Annotated in this window: 17 protein-coding genes and 1 pseudogene; all 18 read left to right on the top strand. The window is 50.5% G+C overall.

From position 1 onward, the window contains the following. Positions 1-259, top strand: a pseudogene (locus DPQ25_RS14775) (hypothetical protein); the annotation flags it as partial. An 11-nt stretch (positions 260-270) separates the two neighbouring features. After that, complete coding sequence (locus tag DPQ25_RS13430) at positions 271-585, top strand: hypothetical protein (RefSeq protein WP_112333682.1); 315 nt, start codon at positions 271-273, stop codon at positions 583-585. Then, entirely contained in the window at positions 578-868 is a 291-nt protein-coding gene (locus DPQ25_RS13425) for a hypothetical protein (protein ID WP_112333681.1), read from the top strand. Before DPQ25_RS13430 ends, DPQ25_RS13425 begins: the two co-directional genes overlap by 8 nt. Before the next feature lie 139 nt (positions 869-1,007). Then, positions 1,008-2,303: an HlyC/CorC family transporter gene (locus tag DPQ25_RS13420; RefSeq protein WP_112333680.1), complete on the top strand. Its 1,296-nt coding sequence runs from the start codon at positions 1,008-1,010 to the stop codon at positions 2,301-2,303. A gap of 37 nt (positions 2,304-2,340) precedes the next feature. Continuing rightward, positions 2,341-3,327: a glycosyltransferase family 2 protein gene (locus DPQ25_RS13415; protein WP_112333679.1), complete on the top strand. Its 987-nt coding sequence runs from the start codon at positions 2,341-2,343 to the stop codon at positions 3,325-3,327. A 140-nt stretch (positions 3,328-3,467) separates the two neighbouring features. Then, positions 3,468-4,895: a tRNA (N6-isopentenyl adenosine(37)-C2)-methylthiotransferase MiaB gene (miaB, locus tag DPQ25_RS13410; RefSeq protein WP_242978378.1), complete on the top strand. Its 1,428-nt coding sequence runs from the start codon at positions 3,468-3,470 to the stop codon at positions 4,893-4,895. A gap of 54 nt (positions 4,896-4,949) precedes the next feature. Next, complete coding sequence (locus DPQ25_RS13405; protein ID WP_112333678.1) at positions 4,950-5,357, top strand: YlbF family regulator; 408 nt, start codon at positions 4,950-4,952, stop codon at positions 5,355-5,357. A 53-nt stretch (positions 5,358-5,410) separates the two neighbouring features. Next, positions 5,411-8,026 (top strand): DNA mismatch repair protein MutS, encoded by a 2,616-nt coding sequence (gene mutS, locus DPQ25_RS13400; protein WP_112333677.1) that lies wholly within the window; start codon positions 5,411-5,413, stop codon positions 8,024-8,026. A gap of 16 nt (positions 8,027-8,042) precedes the next feature. Beyond that, positions 8,043-8,570, top strand: a complete 528-nt coding sequence (gene dcd / locus DPQ25_RS13395) for a dCTP deaminase (RefSeq protein WP_112333676.1) — start codon at positions 8,043-8,045, stop codon at positions 8,568-8,570. Positions 8,571-8,606: 36 nt separating this feature from the next. Continuing rightward, on the top strand, positions 8,607-10,631 hold the full coding sequence (mutL, locus tag DPQ25_RS13390) for a DNA mismatch repair endonuclease MutL (RefSeq protein ID WP_112333675.1): 2,025 nt from the start codon (positions 8,607-8,609) through the stop codon (positions 10,629-10,631). Beyond that, on the top strand, positions 10,618-11,622 hold the full coding sequence (miaA, locus tag DPQ25_RS13385) for a tRNA (adenosine(37)-N6)-dimethylallyltransferase MiaA (protein ID WP_216084011.1): 1,005 nt from the start codon (positions 10,618-10,620) through the stop codon (positions 11,620-11,622). Before mutL ends, miaA begins: the two co-directional genes overlap by 14 nt. After that, positions 11,615-12,922, top strand: coding sequence for an HlyD family efflux transporter periplasmic adaptor subunit (locus DPQ25_RS13380; protein ID WP_112333674.1), 1,308 nt, complete (start codon positions 11,615-11,617; stop codon positions 12,920-12,922). Before miaA ends, DPQ25_RS13380 begins: the two co-directional genes overlap by 8 nt. Beyond that, on the top strand, positions 12,900-13,628 hold the full coding sequence (locus DPQ25_RS13375; RefSeq protein ID WP_112333673.1) for a YggS family pyridoxal phosphate-dependent enzyme: 729 nt from the start codon (positions 12,900-12,902) through the stop codon (positions 13,626-13,628). The genes DPQ25_RS13380 and DPQ25_RS13375 overlap by 23 nt, the downstream gene beginning before the upstream one ends. 37 nt (positions 13,629-13,665) lie before the next feature. Next, positions 13,666-14,154, top strand: coding sequence for a cell division protein SepF (locus DPQ25_RS13370; protein ID WP_112333672.1), 489 nt, complete (start codon positions 13,666-13,668; stop codon positions 14,152-14,154). Between the two features lie 2 nt (positions 14,155-14,156). Continuing rightward, entirely contained in the window at positions 14,157-14,909 is a 753-nt protein-coding gene (locus DPQ25_RS13365) for a YlmH/Sll1252 family protein (protein ID WP_112333671.1), read from the top strand. A gap of 12 nt (positions 14,910-14,921) precedes the next feature. Then, positions 14,922-15,677 carry a DivIVA domain-containing protein gene (locus tag DPQ25_RS13360; RefSeq protein WP_112333670.1) on the top strand — a complete coding sequence of 252 codons (756 nt, stop codon included), beginning with the start codon at positions 14,922-14,924 and terminating at the stop codon, positions 15,675-15,677. Positions 15,678-15,796: 119 nt separating this feature from the next. Further along, positions 15,797-16,291 carry a signal peptidase II gene (gene lspA / locus DPQ25_RS13355; RefSeq protein WP_242978377.1) on the top strand — a complete coding sequence of 165 codons (495 nt, stop codon included), beginning with the start codon at positions 15,797-15,799 and terminating at the stop codon, positions 16,289-16,291. Between the two features lie 4 nt (positions 16,292-16,295). Further along, a complete protein-coding gene (locus DPQ25_RS13350) occupies positions 16,296-17,213 on the top strand; it encodes an RluA family pseudouridine synthase (RefSeq protein ID WP_112333669.1) in 918 nt (305 codons plus the stop codon). The last annotated feature ends 28 nt before the right edge of the window (positions 17,214-17,241 follow it).

Raw genomic sequence — 17,241 nt, 5'->3', positions numbered from 1 at the left:
TCCTCAGATTACAGACCCGAACCTAATTTATGCCGGACAGGTTGTCCATCTTCCAGGCGCCGCGCCCGCTCCTTCCGAGCCGAAAAAGATCGAGGTAGGCGGCAAGGTGAAGGTAACCGGCAGCCAATACATCAACGGCGCGGCGATTCCCTCCTATGTTAAAGGGAACACCTACACGGTCCAGCAGGTCAAGAGCGGCCGGGTACTGCTGAAGGAGATTTATTCCTGGGTCCCCCTGAGCGGCGTGCAGGCCGTATAAGGGAGGCGCAAATGGAATTAATCGGGAATATCACTCAGATTTGCACGGCCCTGGCAGCGGTTGGAAGCGTTCTGACCATACTGCTCAAGGTTCTGAGCCCTCTGAAGTCAATTGAAGCCCGGATTGAGAAGCTGGAGTCATATTCACAAAGCGATTACATGAATACCTTAAAACTTACTATTATGAGTGAGGAATTTCCTTTGGAGGAGCGGCTGGTCGCCGGTGAAAAATATGTACAGGAGGGCGGAAACGGGGCAATTAAAGCGAAATATCAATTGCTGCGGGAGGAATATAGTACGAGAAACGGAGGCTATCAGCATGGATGAGTTTTTCAGCTGGCAAATGCTGGCGACATTCGCGGGGGCAACCGCGGCAACGGGGATTTTGACCCAGTTTCTCAAGAATCTAATCCCGAGGATGCCAACACAATGGCTCAGCTACCTATTGGCACTGGTGCTTCTGTGCGCGGCAACGGCGGCAATCGGAGACTTTACAGACTGGACATCCTGGGCAATCCTGCCGATGAATGCGGCGTTGGTGAGCATGGCGAGCAACGGCGCGTTTGCGGCGGTCAAGCGTGCGGCGGAAGGCAAGGGTAAAACAGAATAGATAGAAAGAGAGCTCCGGAGTGATCCGGGGCTTTTTTTGATGACGGAATTATCATCATTTTGCTTCATTGTCAAAAGAAGAAAGGTTTGCTATAATAAAGCTATTAGCCTTATTTTTTAGAGAAGGAGTTTTGTAGGTTATGGACGGGTCTGATATAGGTTATATTATTGGGATTCTCATCTGCATTGTATTGTCCGGTTTTTTCAGCGCATCGGAGACAGCTTATACTACCCTAAACGTCATACGCTTGAAAACAGCTGCGGAGAACGGGGACACGAAAGCAGCCCATATGCTGCGCCTGGCGAACAGCTATGACAAACTGCTGTCGACCATTCTGGTGGGGAATAACATTGTCAACATTGCAGCTGCTTCTATGGCGACGATTTTATTTACAAAATATTTTCCCCAGGTAGGCGCGCCGCTTTCGACGGTGGTTATGACAATTTTAGTGCTTATTTTCGGGGAGATATCTCCCAAAAGCATGGCAAAGGAACACGCAGAAGGCTTCGCGCGGTTTGCACTTCCCTTTCTGCAGGGGCTTGTGTTCCTTCTAACTCCTATCAATTTTTTGTTTTCAAAATGGAAAAAGCTGTTGAGCCGTTTGTTTAAGGGGAAAGACAGCAATAATAAAATGACCCATGAGGAATTAAAGACCATTGTAAACGAGGCGCAGGGTGAGGGCGGCATCGATGAGGAAAATGGGGAGCTGATCCGTTCTGCGATTGAGTTTGATGACCTGGATGCCGGGGATGTTCTTACGCCGCGGGTGGATTTGGTCGCAGTTGATAAGGAGATGCCCTTTGAAGAGATCTCGAAGGTTTTTTTGGAACATACTTATTCCAGGCTGCCGGTTTATGAGGGCTCGCTGGACGACATTGTGGGCATGATCCATGAAAAGGATTATTATGAGGCGCTCTGCCGTGGGGAAAAGGACGTCAACGCCATTATCAAAAAGGTAATTTATATCAGCTCTTCTGTAAAAATATCGGATCTGCTGCGCGCCTTGCAGCATCATAAGCTTCACATGGCGGTTGTCGTGGATGAGTTTGGTGGCACGGAGGGAATCGTCACTGTTGAAGATATTATTGAGGAATTGGTAGGCGATATTTGGGATGAACACGACGTGGTGGTCGATAGTATTAAGACGGTGAATGAGTCCACCTGGATAGTGGACTGCGGCGCAGATTTAGAGGAGGTATTTCAATTCTTTCAGTTGGAGCTGCCCTCGGGTGAAGAATATGAGCCGCTTACTGTAAACGGCTGGTTGATGGACGAACTGGATAGGATCCCGTCCGTTGGCGATGCGGTGGATTATGGCGGCTATCATATGGCGGTTTCAAAGGCAACCGCCAAGCACGCGGTTGAATTGACGGTAACCAGGCAGCCGGCGCCGGGTACTCAAGAAGCGGCTGGCGGCCGCTTGGCTTCTGTATAATATAGCAGTGGTAAGTAAAGATGGGATGTGAAGTGCTTTGGGGTATGAGATTACGCTGATTCTTCCTGTTCGGAATATTGAAAATGATATTGTCCGTGTTTTGGACACCGCAAGAGATCAGGTTGATAATTTTTCCGCAGAATTTATTGTTGTGGACATGGCCTCGGAGGATGCTACCTTGTGGCGCGCTTTACATTATATAGAATCCCACGGCCTTTCCGGCATGGTACTGCAAAACGGTGAAGGCAGTGTGTCAGAGGCGTTGAATACCGGAATCCAAAAGGCTGCCGGCAAATATCTCTCCTTCGTTTTTGCGCGGCGGCTGTACCGTCCCTTTCTGCGGGATTATCTCACAACGGTTCGGGAAGAAAATGCGGATTTTGTCTTTGGCGCCACCTCTGAAGAAGAACAGAAAATGGTTCTGCAGCGGAAGAGAAATCAACTGTTGAGATACAGGACGGGGACCGAACTGCTGCGGGCAATACAGGCAGGAGAAACCCGTCTGGATATTGCTGCGGTAATGGTTCGTACCGCTTTTTTGAGGGGAAAGGCAATTAGCTTTACAAGGGATTGCAGCTTCGGCTATGCGGAGGAGTTCCTCATTCGTTGTATTTTACAGGCTGAACGTCTGCAGCAGGCTCCGGTTTTGCTGCAACGGAATACGGTCAATGAATGGAGCCAAGGGAAGCAAGAGGTCATAGGGGCAAGAATATTTCAAAAGGTGGACGCGGTAATTCGCATTTCAGAGCTTCTGGCACGCATGAACGTCGACGAGGATTTACGCTTGTACTATAGAGAACAGCGAATCCCTGAGGCAGTGATGGAATGTGTAGATATTCTGCTGCGTGAAAAGATGCAGTATAATGCGGTGCGGGGGCTGTTGCGGCTTTCCGGTTATGATAAGCTTTTGAAGTCCGGAGGGCATACCCCAAAGGCGCTGCGCCGTCGTATTTTGCGCTGGAATACGGCTCCATGGCTTTACAAGCCGCTGAAAAAAGCGGAGAGCCGCCCCCAAAAGGATTAGGGTTGTACCTTGCGCGAAAACACAAATTATGGTAAGATATATACAATATTAGTATAGATTATGGGCTGCTGGCGGGTACATGGGCAAAAATTACCGTTGGCTGTGGCAAATCAGGGGTTCAGGGTAAAGGAGGTTTCTTTTTGGCGGATTATTCACCCGTTTCAGAGAGTGGCGTGAACTATATTGAAGAAGTTGCGCAGATTATGTCCGTACGTGCCAGGGGGGCGTCCCCGGTGGCAATGATTCACACCTATGGCTGCCAGCAAAATGTGGCGGACAGTGAAAAAATAAAAGGGCAGTTGGAGCAAATGGGGTTTTCTTTTACCGATGCTGCGGAAGAGGCCGATTTAATCCTTTTTAATACCTGTGCAATCCGGGAACATGCGGAGGATCGTGTTTTCGGCAATATTGGGGCGCTGAAAAACATCAAAAGGCGCCATCCCTCGTTGCTGGTTGCGCTGTGCGGGTGTATGATGGAGCAGCCGCATGTGGCTGAGCGGATACAGAAAAGCTTTCCGTTTGTCAACCTCGTGTTCGGGACCCACGCGATTCATCGCCTGCCGGGGCTCCTCTACGACACCCTGGTCAACGGCAAGCGGGTTTTTGACCATCAGCCGGAGGACGAGAGCAAGATCGTTGAGGGGGTTCCTGTACGCCGGGACGGAACCGTCAAGGCATGGGTTACAATTATGTATGGGTGCAATAATTTTTGCTCTTACTGTGTGGTCCCCTATGTGCGCGGCCGTGAGCGCAGCCGCGAGCCGGAGGCGATCCTCAAGGAATTTGAGGGCCTGGTACGGGCCGGGTATAAGGATATTACCCTGTTGGGGCAAAATGTAAATTCCTACGGAAAGTCCCTGGCAAACCCCGTGAGCTTTGCGGAGCTGCTGCACCGGCTGGACCAGGTGCCGGGCGATTACCGTATTCGGTTTATGACCTCGCACCCGAAGGATGCCACCAAGGAGCTGTTCGATGTAATGGCTCAGGGCAAACATATCAGCCATCATCTACATCTGCCGTGCCAGTCGGGCAACGACCGTGTCCTAAAAGAAATGAACCGCCACTATGACAGGGAGCGGTATCTGTCGTTGATTCGGTACGCGAAGAAACAAATGCCGGATTTATCTATAACCTCGGATATTATTGTAGGCTTCCCTGGGGAAACCTATGAGGAGTTTCAGGATACCATTTCCTTAATTCGGGAGGTTGGCTTTACCTCTTTATTCACTTTTATTTTTTCGCCGCGCAAAGGGACAAGGGCAGAGAAGATGGAAGACCCGGTTCCAGCGCAGGAGAAATCGCAATGGTTCCAGGAGCTTTGCGCCGCGCAGGAGCAGGTGGCGGCAGAACGCTGCGCTTCTATGGTCGGACGGACAGAACGGGTTCTGGTGGAAGAACGCAATGCGAAAACAGGCCTGCTTTCAGGGCGTACAGGCGGCAATATTATTGTGGATTTTCCAGGCCCCGACAGTGCCGTGGGGACCTTTGCCCAGGTAAAAATTACGCAGGCGCGCAATTGGATTTTGAAAGGAGAATTGGCACAGCAGTTCGCCGAAGCCAGTGTTTGATGGCCGGAAAGGCGGGGCTGCAGCCTATGAAATAAAAAATTGGAGGATTTTAAAATGGATATTATTGATTTGGTGCGGGAGGTCGGCAAGGAAATGCAGAAGGACCCGCGTTATCTGCGGGCACATGCCGCCAGCGACGCGTGTGACAAGGATCAAGCGCTTCAGGAAGCGATCGGCGAATTTAACTTAAAACGTATGGCAATTAACAATGAGAGCCAGAAGGACGTTAAGGACGAGGCGGTCATGCAGCGCTTGAACTTCGAGCTGCGTGAGGTTTACGCGAAAATTATGGCTAACCCCAATATGGTACTGTATAACGAGGCAAAGCAGGATATGGACCAGCTGTTGAGCCGGATCAGTTCAATTTTGAGCCAGTGTGCCGAAGGCGGGGATCCCGACACGGTGGACTATATTGAAAGCGGCTGCAGCGGCAACTGCGGTTCCTGCGGCGGCTGCGGCTGAACAGTACGTTTGTTTCGGGTTCATTGAGAACCTTTTTAGAGAGGGGCAAAGACATGGCAAACCTTTCACCGATGATGCAGCAGTATTTTGAAATAAAAAAGCAATATCCCGGGACGCTGCTTTTCTTTCGCTTGGGTGATTTTTATGAGATGTTTTTTGATGATGCGAAAACGGCTTCCCGGGAGCTGGAATTGACGCTGACCGGCAGGGATTGCGGGCAAGAAGAACGGGCGCCGATGTGCGGCGTCCCCTTTCATAGTGCGGAGACCTATATTGCAAGACTAGTTCAGAAGGGCTATAAGGTTGCCATCTGCGAGCAAATGGAAGACCCCGCATTGGCAAAAGGGATTGTCAAGCGCGATATTGTGCGTGTGATTACGCCGGGCACAGTTCTGGAGAGCAGTATGCTCGACGAAACAAAGAATAATTTTATCTGTGCGCTTGATGTAAGAGAGCTAGTAGTCGGCTGTTGCTTTGCCGATATTTCAACTGGCGAGCTGTACGGCGTTCAGTTGGAGGGCGAGGGCCTTGCCGGGCAGGCGGCCAACGAACTCGGCCGTTTCTCCCCGAAGGAGATTCTTGTAAACCCCGACGCGCTCGACATGAAGGAACTGCCCGCTTTTATTAAAGAGCGGCTTTCCGCCAGCCTGGAACTGCTTGAAGAGGAAAATTTTGAGGAAGCACGCTGTACAGCGCTAGTTTTAGAGCAGTTTCACAAAAATAGTTTAGGAGAGCTCCGTTTAGAGGACAAGGGCAGTATTGTGTGTGCGGTGGGAGCGCTGCTGCAATACCTAAAGCAGACGCAGCGCACGGGCCTGGAGCGCTTAAATGGCATTGAGCTTTACAGTGGCGCGCAGTTTATGCGCTTGGATCTGAACGCCAGAAGAAACCTAGAATTGCTGGAGACGATGCGCAGTAAGGAGAAGCGGGGGTCGCTGCTGTGGGTGCTGGATCAGACAAAGACGGCCATGGGAAAACGGCTGATTCGGTCCTGGATCGAGCAGCCGCTGCTCAGCCCAGCACAGATCAGCAAGCGCCTGAATGCGGTGGAAGAGCTTACCCGAGACCTCGTGCTGCGGGACGCCATTTCTGAGCAGTTGATGGGGGTTCATGACCTGGAGCGCTTGATGAGCCGCATCGTCTACGGCTCGGCCAACGGGCGCGAGCTCCGCTCCCTGGCTTCGGCGCTTTCTAGGCTGCCGGCTTTAAAGCTGGCGGTACAGGGGAGTAAATCGGCTTACCTGTCGATGATCCACGAAAATCTGGATTCCCTGGAGGAGATTTGCGAGCTAATTGAAAGGGCCATTGTTGAGGAACCGCCGTTCAGTGTCAGAGAAGGCGGGATGATCCAGCATGGCTACAGCGCGGAATTGGACCTGCTGAAGGGGGACATGAGCGACGGGCGTGGGATTGTTGCGCAGATAGAAGCACGGGAGCGCGAGAAAACGGGGATTCCTAAGCTGAAGGTCGGCTACAACCGTGTTTTTGGCTATTACATAGAGGTTACCAATTCCTACAAAGAGATGGTGCCGCAGGACTATATTCGCAAACAAACGCTGACCAATTGCGAGCGTTTTATCACCCAGGAGCTTAAGGAGCTGGAGGGCCGTATTTTAGGCGCGCACGATAAGTCTGTGCAGCTGGAATATACGCTATTTGACGAGGTGCGAAAAACGGTTGCGGCGCAGCTGGCGCGGGTTCAAAAAACGGCGGCGGCGGTCGCACAGCTGGACGTCTTGAATGCCTTTGCACAGGTTTCGGTGAACCAGAATTATACCCGTCCAATTGTCAATTTAGAGGGAAAAATTCTGATTAAGGATGGACGGCATCCGGTGGTGGAAAAGCTGCTGGAGTCTCCGTTCGTGCCCAACGACGTCACGCTGGACCGGGGCGAAAATCGGGTGGCGATTATTACCGGGCCGAATATGGCAGGTAAGTCCACCTATATGCGTCAGACGGCGCTAATTGTCATCATGGCGCAAATCGGCTGTTTTGTCCCTGCTTCCTATGCGGAAATCGGTATTACCGACAGCGTCTTTACACGTGTCGGCGCTTCGGATGACCTTGCCGGCGGGCAGTCTACCTTTATGGTGGAAATGAGCGAGGTTGCAGATATTATTAAAAATGCTACCAGTGACAGCTTGTTGATTTTGGACGAGATTGGGCGTGGAACATCGACCTTTGATGGTATGAGCATAGCTCGTGCAGTACTGGAATATGTTGCCGGCAAGCAGCTGGGGGCAAAGGCGCTTTTCGCCACCCATTACCATGAACTGACGGTTCTTGAGGACCTGGTGGACGGGGTTAAAAATTATAATATTGTGGTTAAGAAGCGCGGCGACGATATTACTTTCCTGCGTAAAATTGTCCGCGGCTCTGCCGATGACAGCTTCGGCATAGAGGTTGCAAAGCTCGCGGGGATTCCGGACCGTGTCGTCAGCCGTGCGAAGCAGATTTTATCGGAATTGGAAAACGGACAGGCTGTGACCATGCCCAAATCAAGGGGCAGAAAAAAGACGGGCGAACAGGAACCGATGCAAATCTCTCTTACGCCGCCCGGCGAAAAGGAGGCGTTGGAGCGTTTGCGCACCATGGATGTGAATACCCTGACGCCAATCGAGTGTATGAACACACTGTTTGAGCTTTGTAAATTAGCCGGCCAGCCGTAAAAGGAGGCGGAATCCGATGATTTTGTCAGGGAAGAAAATACAAGCCTGTATGGGGAAAGAAATTATCATTTATCCGTTTGACCCCAAACGGATAAATCCCAACAGCTATAATCTCACGCTGAACCGGGAATTGCTGGTCTATGAAAATGATCTGTTGGATATGAAGCGGCCTAATCCGGTACAAAAGTTGCTTATTCCGGAAAACGGGCTGCTGCTGGAGCCTAACCGGCTTTACCTGGGCCGGACCAATGAATTTACCCGTACGGACTGCTATGTCCCCATGCTGGAGGGGCGTTCCTCCACCGGCAGGCTGGGCCTTTTTGTTCATGTGACTGCCGGTTTTGGAGATGTCGGGTTCGCAGGCTGCTGGACGCTGGAAATTTTCTGCGTCCAGCCGGTGGTAATTTATCCGGATGTTGAGATCTGTCAGATCTCCTATTATGATATTGACGGCGAATACGACCTGTATCAAAGTAAAAAGTACCAAAACAGCCGGGAAATCCGTCCCAGTCAGATGTTCATGGATTTCGAAGCAAAGGAATGAGGCGTTAACGCCAGTTGAAAGATGAGGTGATGTAGTTTGGGAAAAATCAATGTATTGGACAAACACGTTGCAGAATTGATTGCCGCCGGTGAGGTGGTGGAGCGCCCGGCATCCGTCATTAAGGAATTGGTAGAAAATTCGATCGATGCAGGGGCGGCGATTGTCACCGTGGAAATTAAGGCCGGCGGTGTTTCTTATATGCGGATAACGGATAATGGCTGTGGAATGGCGCGGGAGGATGTTCCCGTCGCCTTTTTGCGTCACGCGACCAGTAAGGTCCACAAGCAGGATGACCTGGAGCAAATCGGTACGCTGGGTTTCCGCGGTGAAGCGCTGGCCTCGGTGGCTTCTGTTTCCCATGTGGAGGTTTTGACCTGTGAGCCGGGCGCGGTGGAAGGAACCCATTACATCATTTCCGGCGGCGAGGAAGAGTACTGCGGCCCGGCTGGCTGTGCAGCCGGTACGACCATGATGATCCGAGACCTTTTTTATAATACGCCAGCGCGGATGAAGTTTCTGAAAAAGGACGTGACAGAGGCCAATGCGGTTGCTGCTGTAATGGATAAGCTGGCGCTTTCACACCCGGAGGTCTCCATTCGCTTTATCCGCGAGGGAAAGGAAGCCTTGCATACGCCGGGAGATGGTAGCCTCAAATCTGCCATTTACACTGTTTTTGGCAAAGAATTTACGGCGGGGTTAATTCCGGTGGATTACAGTTACCAGGGAATCCGGGCTCATGGCTTTGTCAGCAAACCGGCCGCCGCCCGCCCAAACCGCAGCATGCAGCATTTTTTTATCAATGGGCGCTACATAAAAAGCCGCACCGCAATGGTTGCATTGGAGGAGGCGTTCAAGGGAACGCTGATGGTGGGAAAATTGCCGGCCTGTGTGCTTCATTTAGACATTGCCGCCGGCGCGGTGGATGTCAATGTTCATCCGGCGAAGCTGGAGGTTCGCTTTGTCAATGAAAAGCCGATTTTTGACTGTGTGTATTATGGTGTGAAAACTGCGCTGCAAAAGGGAGATACGCCAAATGTCATGCATTTTCCTCAGTCTGGAGTTCCTTCCATTACTCCCGTTCGGCAGGAGGTAAAGACGTTTAAAGAGCCTTCACCCGCTGAGCCGGCTCATGAGGAAAAGGCGGGCGATACCGAGTTATCAAAGCCGGGCCCTTTGCCGGAAAGCGCAGCAGAGCGCCGCTTTGAGTCGCACCTGCCAAATAAAAGGACGCTGGAGGATCCGGCGGCGAAATCGACTACGGAACAGGCGGGCCCTTCGGCAGGTACGGCGGCAATTTCTTCTCCCATACCTGTTCATTATGAGCCTGCCCGCCCTCTGGCAGTAAGGCCGGATATTTATTATGATGAGGACGAGCCGGGCTCAAATTCGGAACATTCTAAAGTAATTTCTGAAAAAAAGGATATAAATGCATATAAAGAGGAAAAAACACACAAAGAAGAGATAAAAAGCTTTTTGCCGGAGCCCACAAACCAGGAGCTGACGTTGGTGGGAGAAGCGTTTGGAACATATATTATTTTGCAGTCCGGCAAAGAGGAACTGGTTATTATCGACAAGCATGCGGCGCATGAGCGGATGCTGTATGAACAGCTGAAGCAGCAGGAGACAGAGGCCTATCAGCAGATGCTATTAGCGCCGGTGCCGGTCACACTGGACAAAAACGAGTATGCAGCCGTCTTGGAGTCCCTAGAACTCTATGCGAAAGCCGGCTTCGAAATCGAGGATTTTGGCGCCGGGACGGTTCTGGTGCGCAGCGCGCCATTGGTTTTAGGTGGGGAAGGGGTTGCAGATGCGGTTATGGAGATTGCCGGCTACCTGCTCAACGCAAAAAATGACCTAACCACCGAAAAGCTGGACTGGCTTTACCACAATGTTGCTTGCCGCGCAGCGGTTAAGGCAGGGGATGTGAGCTCTACAATGGAACTCATGGATTTGGCAAAACGGCTGCAGCAGCATCCGGAAATTCGCTACTGTCCACATGGCCGGCCGGTTTGCATCATTATGAAGAGAAAGGACCTGGAACAGCAATTTGGACGGATTTAATGCCAATAGCCACGTGAACGGAAAAATTCCGGTGGTAGCCGTCGTAGGGCCTACGGCCTCAGGGAAAAGCGCTTTGGCTGTTGAGTTGGCGCTTCGCTTTAACGGCGAGGTTGTTTCGGCGGATTCTATGCAGATTTACCGGAATGTACCGGTTGGAACGGCCCAGCCCTCGGAGCCGGAGAAAAAGGGGATTCCCCATCATATGGTTGCCTTTCAGAATCTGGATGAGCCGTTCAGCGTAGCGGATTATGTCGAGCGCGCCGCCCAATGCATAGCAGGCATTGACAGCAGGGGGAAGCTTCCCATTCTTGCCGGTGGTACAGGTCTTTATGTGCGTTCGCTTTTGGAAAATATCCAGTTTTCTGAACAGGAATCAAATCCCGAATTGCGCCGGCAGTTGACGGAGCGGGCAAATCAGGAGGGAGCGGAGAGCCTATGGAAAGAACTGGAAAATCTTGATCCGGCTTGCGCAAAGCAAGTGGATTCTGGTAATATAAAACGTGTCGTGCGTGCATTGGAGCTGTATTACACCACGGGAATGCAGCTGGAAGAACGCCTGGCCTTGTCACGCTCGGTTCCATCGCCCTATCTTCCGTTCAAAATTGGCCTGAATTTTAGAAACCGTGCAAGCCTGTATGAGCGCATTGACCGAAGAGTTGACTGGATGCTGGAGCATGGCCTTTTAGAAGAGGCGGAACAGGTATTGCGGCTGCCGCCGGAAATCACCGCGCGGCAGGCGATTGGATATAAGGAGTTCGACGCTTATTTTTCCGGGGAACAAACGCTGCGGCAGGCAGCCGAGTGCCTGAAACGAGAGAGCCGGCGTTATGCCAAGAGGCAGCTGACCTGGTTTCGCCGGGAGAAGGAGCTGCACTGGCTGTATGTGGACGATTTTACTGCTCCTGAAGCCCTGTTTGAGCAAGCGGCCCGGGAAGTAAAGAGCTTTTTCGGAACCTTGGACACGAAGAAGGAGGCGCAGGTCAATGAATAATCCCTTGCTCAGGAAAATAGCGACAGCCGTACTGGCTATTTTAGTACTGATTTTTATTGGCTATCATATTTTTGCAGCAAAGGATGGTTCGCTCACTACGGAGATTGCTTCTTATGTAGATGAGGATGATCCGGGTACAGCGGAGACGATTCAGTCGGAGGGCATCGTTGTGAGAAAGGAGACCCTGGTCCAGAAAACCGCTGACGGCGTGCTGGCATATGTTGCGCAGGATGGAGAAAAGGTTTCGAAGAATGGCGTAGTCGCAGAGCTTTACGCCACGACGGAAGCAGCGTCGGCACAAAAGCAGCTGGAGAGCCTTACAGAGCAGATCAGCCTGCTGGAGAGTTTGGGAACCCCGGGGGATACCTATGCGGCCGACCAGGAGACGATAGATAAAAAGATCAGTCAACAGCTTTTTTCCCTGCTTGAGAATGCCACGACAGGGGATTACCTCGCCATGAAGGCCCAACAGGACGACCTGCTCTATATGCTCAATGAACGCCAAATCGTTACAGGTAAGGTGGAGAATTTCGATAGCCGGATTCAATTACTGACACAACAGAAAGACAGATTGGCGGCGAATGCCAATAAAACAGGCGAAATTATTTCCCCGGTTTCCGGCCAATTTGTCAGCACGGTTGACGGTTATGAATCCCTTTTTGACTATCAGAGCATTGCGGATATTACCGTTTCTGAATGGGAAAACAAGCTTCAGGAATCAGTGGCCGCCCCTGCGGATGCGGTGGGAAAGATTTGTGAAACCTTTAATTGGTATTTTGTTACAGAAGTGGATATCAATAAGGCTTCGGAGCTGAAGGAGGGCGGCAAGGTAACGCTGGAGTTTCCCTTTGCAACCTCCAAATCGGTTCCCGGCGTAATAGAGGCAGTCAACCAGGATGCCCAGAGCCAAAAGGCCATGTTAGTGGTCCGCTGTGATGAAATGAATGAAGAAATTGCCCGTATGCGCAAGGAAACCTGCCAAATCCAGCTAAAAAGCTATAGCGGCATTCGGGTCAGCCAAAAGGCAATTAACTTTGAAACCCGAACCTATAAAGAAAAGCAGATGATAGACGGCGAAGAAAAAGAGGTAGAGGTGACCAAAGAGGTCAAGGGCGTTTATGTGATGAATGGAAGCGAAATTCGCTTCTGTCAAATTATTCCCCTTTACAGCAATGAAAGCTATGTGATCTGTAAGCAGTACCCGGACGAAGGCGAAATTGTAACAGAGGACACCGTCAGCCTTTATGACGAGGTCGTGATAGGAGGAACAGATCTATATGACGGAAAGGTTGTTAAATGATTTTTCTACACGTTTTGCAGATGTGGAAGAGAACCTGAAGAGAATCCGTGAAGCCATAGCTGAGGCTGCGCGGAAATCCGGACGCAGACCCGAGGATATCACCTTGCTGGCCGCTACAAAAACTGTTCCGGCAGAGGTTGTCAATCATGCAATCTCACTAGGAGTAGCCCATATCGGTGAAAACCGGGTTCAGGAACTGTGTGATAAATATGACGCCTATGCGCCGGTTGACCTGCAGTTCATCGGTCATTTGCAGACGAATAAGGTTAAATATTTGATTGATAAGGTCTCCATGATCCAGTCGGTGGAGAATGAGCGGCTGGCGGCCGAGATCTCCCGCCTGGCTGTGCGGGCAGAAAAGAGCATGGATGTTTTGGTTGAGGTGAATATCGGCCGGGAGGAAAATAAATCCGGCGTTTTGCCAGAAAAGTTGGAGGACCTGCTGGAGCGTATCGCTGTTTTACCCGGCGTCCATGTACGCGGCCTGATGGCGATACCGCCGGCACGGGCAAGTGAAGCCGAGACTATGCAGTTTTTTTCTAAAATGAATCAATATTTTGTTGACATCGGTGCGAAAAGAATGGATAATATAGATATGCACATTTTATCGATGGGAATGTCGGCAGATTATGCCATGGCAATTTCTGCAGGTGCGAACATGGTGCGTGTTGGTTCATCATTGTTTGGGCCGCGGCATTATCAGTAAATAATCGGAATATTTAAAAATACAGGAGGACTTTTCAATGGCAGGATTAGTACAGAAAATTAAGGATATGTGGAATCCCCCCGAGGACGAATATGACGAGTACTATGAAGAGGATCAGCAGCAGGAAATTTTCTCCAGCGAAGAGCCCAGGGAGACCGCGCCCCAGCAGCGGGATGTAATCCGCAGAGCGCCGGTATCCCCCGAGACCTCCGGCAGCAATAAGGTGGTAAACATCCATGCAACCGCACAGCTTCAGGTAGTATTATTTAAGCCGGAGCATTTCGGGGAGGAGACTACCGCTGTAGCCGATGAACTATTGAAAATGCACACGGTGGTGCTTAACCTGGAAAATACGAATAAAGACATTTCCAGAAGAATTTTGGATTTTCTCTCCGGTGTTACATATGCCAATAATGGGAAAATTAAGCGGGTTGCAACCAGCACGTTTATCATTACCCCCTATAATGTTGACTTGACGGGCGACGACCTGCTGGATGAATTAGAAAATAGTGGGGTATATTTCTAAACGTGAAAACCCTTGATGACAATTTGTTGGAGGCAAAGGCCGAGGACGCATTGCGTTGCGCACAATCTGGAAAAGCGGCGCGCTTTATCGGTTTTTTGGACGAACGGCAGGCAGCTCATATTCGCTCTATCTTAAAAAATAGGACGTTTAAAAACTATATGTTCTGGGGCGGATTTTCCGAGGCGGAACGTGTAGTTTTTGGCGCCTTTCCCGACTATTTGCAGCCCCTGGAAGAGGGGTTTCCTATTATGGGCGCCACAGTGGCCTTTCGAAAGCAGGACGCTCTTCAGCATCGGGATTTTTTAGGCGCTTTTCTTGCGTTGGGCTTGAACCGGGAAACGCTGGGAGATATTCTGGTGGAAGATGGACGAGCTGTTTTTTTTGTACGGAAAGAGGTTTCCGGTGTACTGTTGGATGGCATTCAGAAGGTAGGGCGTGTCGGTGTTTCCATTCAGCCCGGCTTTCAGAAGCCGTTACCGGTTGCGCATCGGTTCAAAGAAATTTCCGGCGTGGTTGCTTCACCCCGTCTGGACTGCTTGGCAGCGCTGTTGACGGGATTAAGCAGGGAAAAAGCGGCAGGGTTGATCCGTTCAGGCCTTGTCATGGTGGATCATGAGGTTTTTCAGGAGCCGTCGCTGACTGTGAGGGAAGGCGTAAATCTTTCAGTCAGAGGGACAGGGCGCTTTATTATAGACCGGCTGGGGCCCGTGACAAAAAAAGGCAGGCTTAACGTTGCAGGCAGAAAGTATGAATAGGGGGGCAGGCGTTTGCTTACTTTAAATGATATTATTAATGTCAGCTTCAGAAAGGCAAACTTTTCCGGGTACCGTCCGGAGGATGTCGATAATTTTATTGACCGTGTGAAGGAGTCCTATGAAGCGTTGATTAAAAAGGGCGTGGAGCAGAAGGATGAGCTCGAACGCGCACAGAAGGAAAATGAGCAGCTCCAAAAAAAGGTAGAATTGCTGCAGCAAAAGGTAGAAGAATACCGCAGCGAGGAAGATGAGATCAAAAATGCCTTGGTAAGCGCGCAAAAGCTGGGGGAAGCTTCTGTGCGGGAAGCACGCCATAAGGCCGAAATTATTTTGAAGGATGCCAATTTAAAGGCGGAAAGGGTGGTTTCTTCTGCTGAAAGCGAAATCGGCAGCCAGAAGAAACAGTTGGAGGATCTGAAAAAAGAGACTACTAAATTTCGCTCCAGCCTGCTGGATTTGTATAAGGAACATCTAACGCTGATTAAGGCGATTCCCTCTTATAAAGAGGAGACGGCTGCGGCAGAGCCATCCCCCGCGCCAAAGCCGGCTCAGGAGACGGAACCGCCTAAGCCGGCAGAAGAGCCTAAACAGGAAGAGCCTGTTCAGCCGGCAGCACCGTCTGAGGACGATTCGGAGAAGCTGAGTTTTCATGCTGAGGTCTCTAATTTTGACGAAACCCAGGAAATTGATCTTCCGGGTACAGTAGCGGCGAAGCCGGGGGATCAGCAGGGGACGACTTTGTATACGGATCTTTTTGATAAACCCTAATTTTATAAGGCGGGCAGCTTGGATGTTCGCCTTATTTTCTTGTATTTCTTGGGTGTATAATATAGGCCTGAGCTTTTGGAATAAATTTGTGCTATGTATGATTTGAAGGAGGTTGTCCTGTGGCGCCGGCAATTGTTTTAATTGGTGCTGTTCTGTCTGTTATTATTGACCAGGTGATTAAGTATCATGTGGTTTTATATCTGAAGCCGGTGGCCGATGTGGAGGTAATCCCCGGCCTGTTCAATCTGACCTATCTTGAAAATCGGGGAGCAGCTTTCGGTGTTTTGGCGAATCAGCGTTGGTTTTTTATTGTTATGACGGCAGTTGCAATGGTTGTGCTATTGTTCCTCCTCTTTCGCTTTAAGCGCCACAATTTTATCTCCTACACAGCGATTTCTCTGATTATAGGCGGAGGCGTCGGCAATTTAATCGACCGGGTTTTAAACGGATTTGTCGTGGATTACCTTCATGTCAGCTTTTTTCCACCGATCTTTAATTTTGCGGACTGTTGTGTGGTGGTAGGCACTCTATTCTTATTTATATTTATTTTCTTTTTCTATGGAAAGGAAAAAAAGCAAGACGGGGGTTCGGCGCCTGTCGACGATAAGGGATGAGCTTATGGAACGCCGGTTTGAGTGGGATGTTGATTCTGAGTCTGTGGGAATGCGTGTAGATAAATATATTAGCGGCTGTAGCTTGGGCTTAACGCGCTCCGCGGCAGAGAACCTAGCGGCAAAAGGCTTGATACTGAAAAACGGGAAACCCGCCGGTAAAAGTGAACGCCTACAGGCTGGAGACCGAATGCAGCTTACGCTGCCCGAACCGGAAGCGCTGACGGTAGCTCCGGAGGCGATTCCACTGGATATTCTTTATGAAGACGATGACTTGCTGGTGGTTAATAAGCCAAAGGGGATGGTGGTACATCCGGCAGCAGGGAACCACTCGGGTACCCTGGTAAACGCCTTGCTGGCACATTGCGGGGACTCTCTTTCCGGTATAAACGGGGTAATTCGTCCAGGAATTGTACATCGGATTGATAAAGACACCAGCGGCCTTTTAATTGTCGCCAAGAATGATTTTGCGCATCAGCACCTTGCACAGCAAATTAAAGAGCATAGTTTTACCAGGATGTATGAGGCTGTAGTGCATGGCAATTTACGGCAGGATTCCGGTACTGTGGATGCGCCGATTGGCCGCCATCCAACAGAACGAAAGAAAATGGCGGTCACGAATAAGGCCTCCAGGCCTGCAGTCACTCATTACGAGGTTTTAGAGCGCTTTGGCGCCTTCACCCATCTTCGTTTAAGGTTGGAGACTGGCCGCACGCATCAAATCAGGGTACATATGACATATCTTGGCCACCCTGTTGCCGGTGACCCGGTATATGGGCCGAAAAAAACACCTGATTTGGGCGGGCAATGTTTGCATGCGCGCTTTATTGGCTTTATTCATCCGCGCACTCGTCAATATCTTTCTTTTGAAAGTGCGCTTCCGTCTTATTTTACTGCGTTTTTGGAGCGGTTACGCCGGATTTAATCATTCAATTCTCCTATTCCGATAAAAG

The organism is Hydrogeniiclostridium mannosilyticum, assembly GCF_003268275.1.
Taxonomy (GTDB): Bacteria; Bacillota; Clostridia; order Oscillospirales; family Acutalibacteraceae; genus Hydrogeniiclostridium; species Hydrogeniiclostridium mannosilyticum.
The sequence above is the reverse complement of the archived record's forward strand: the minus strand, read 5'-3'. Positions and strand labels throughout refer to the sequence as shown.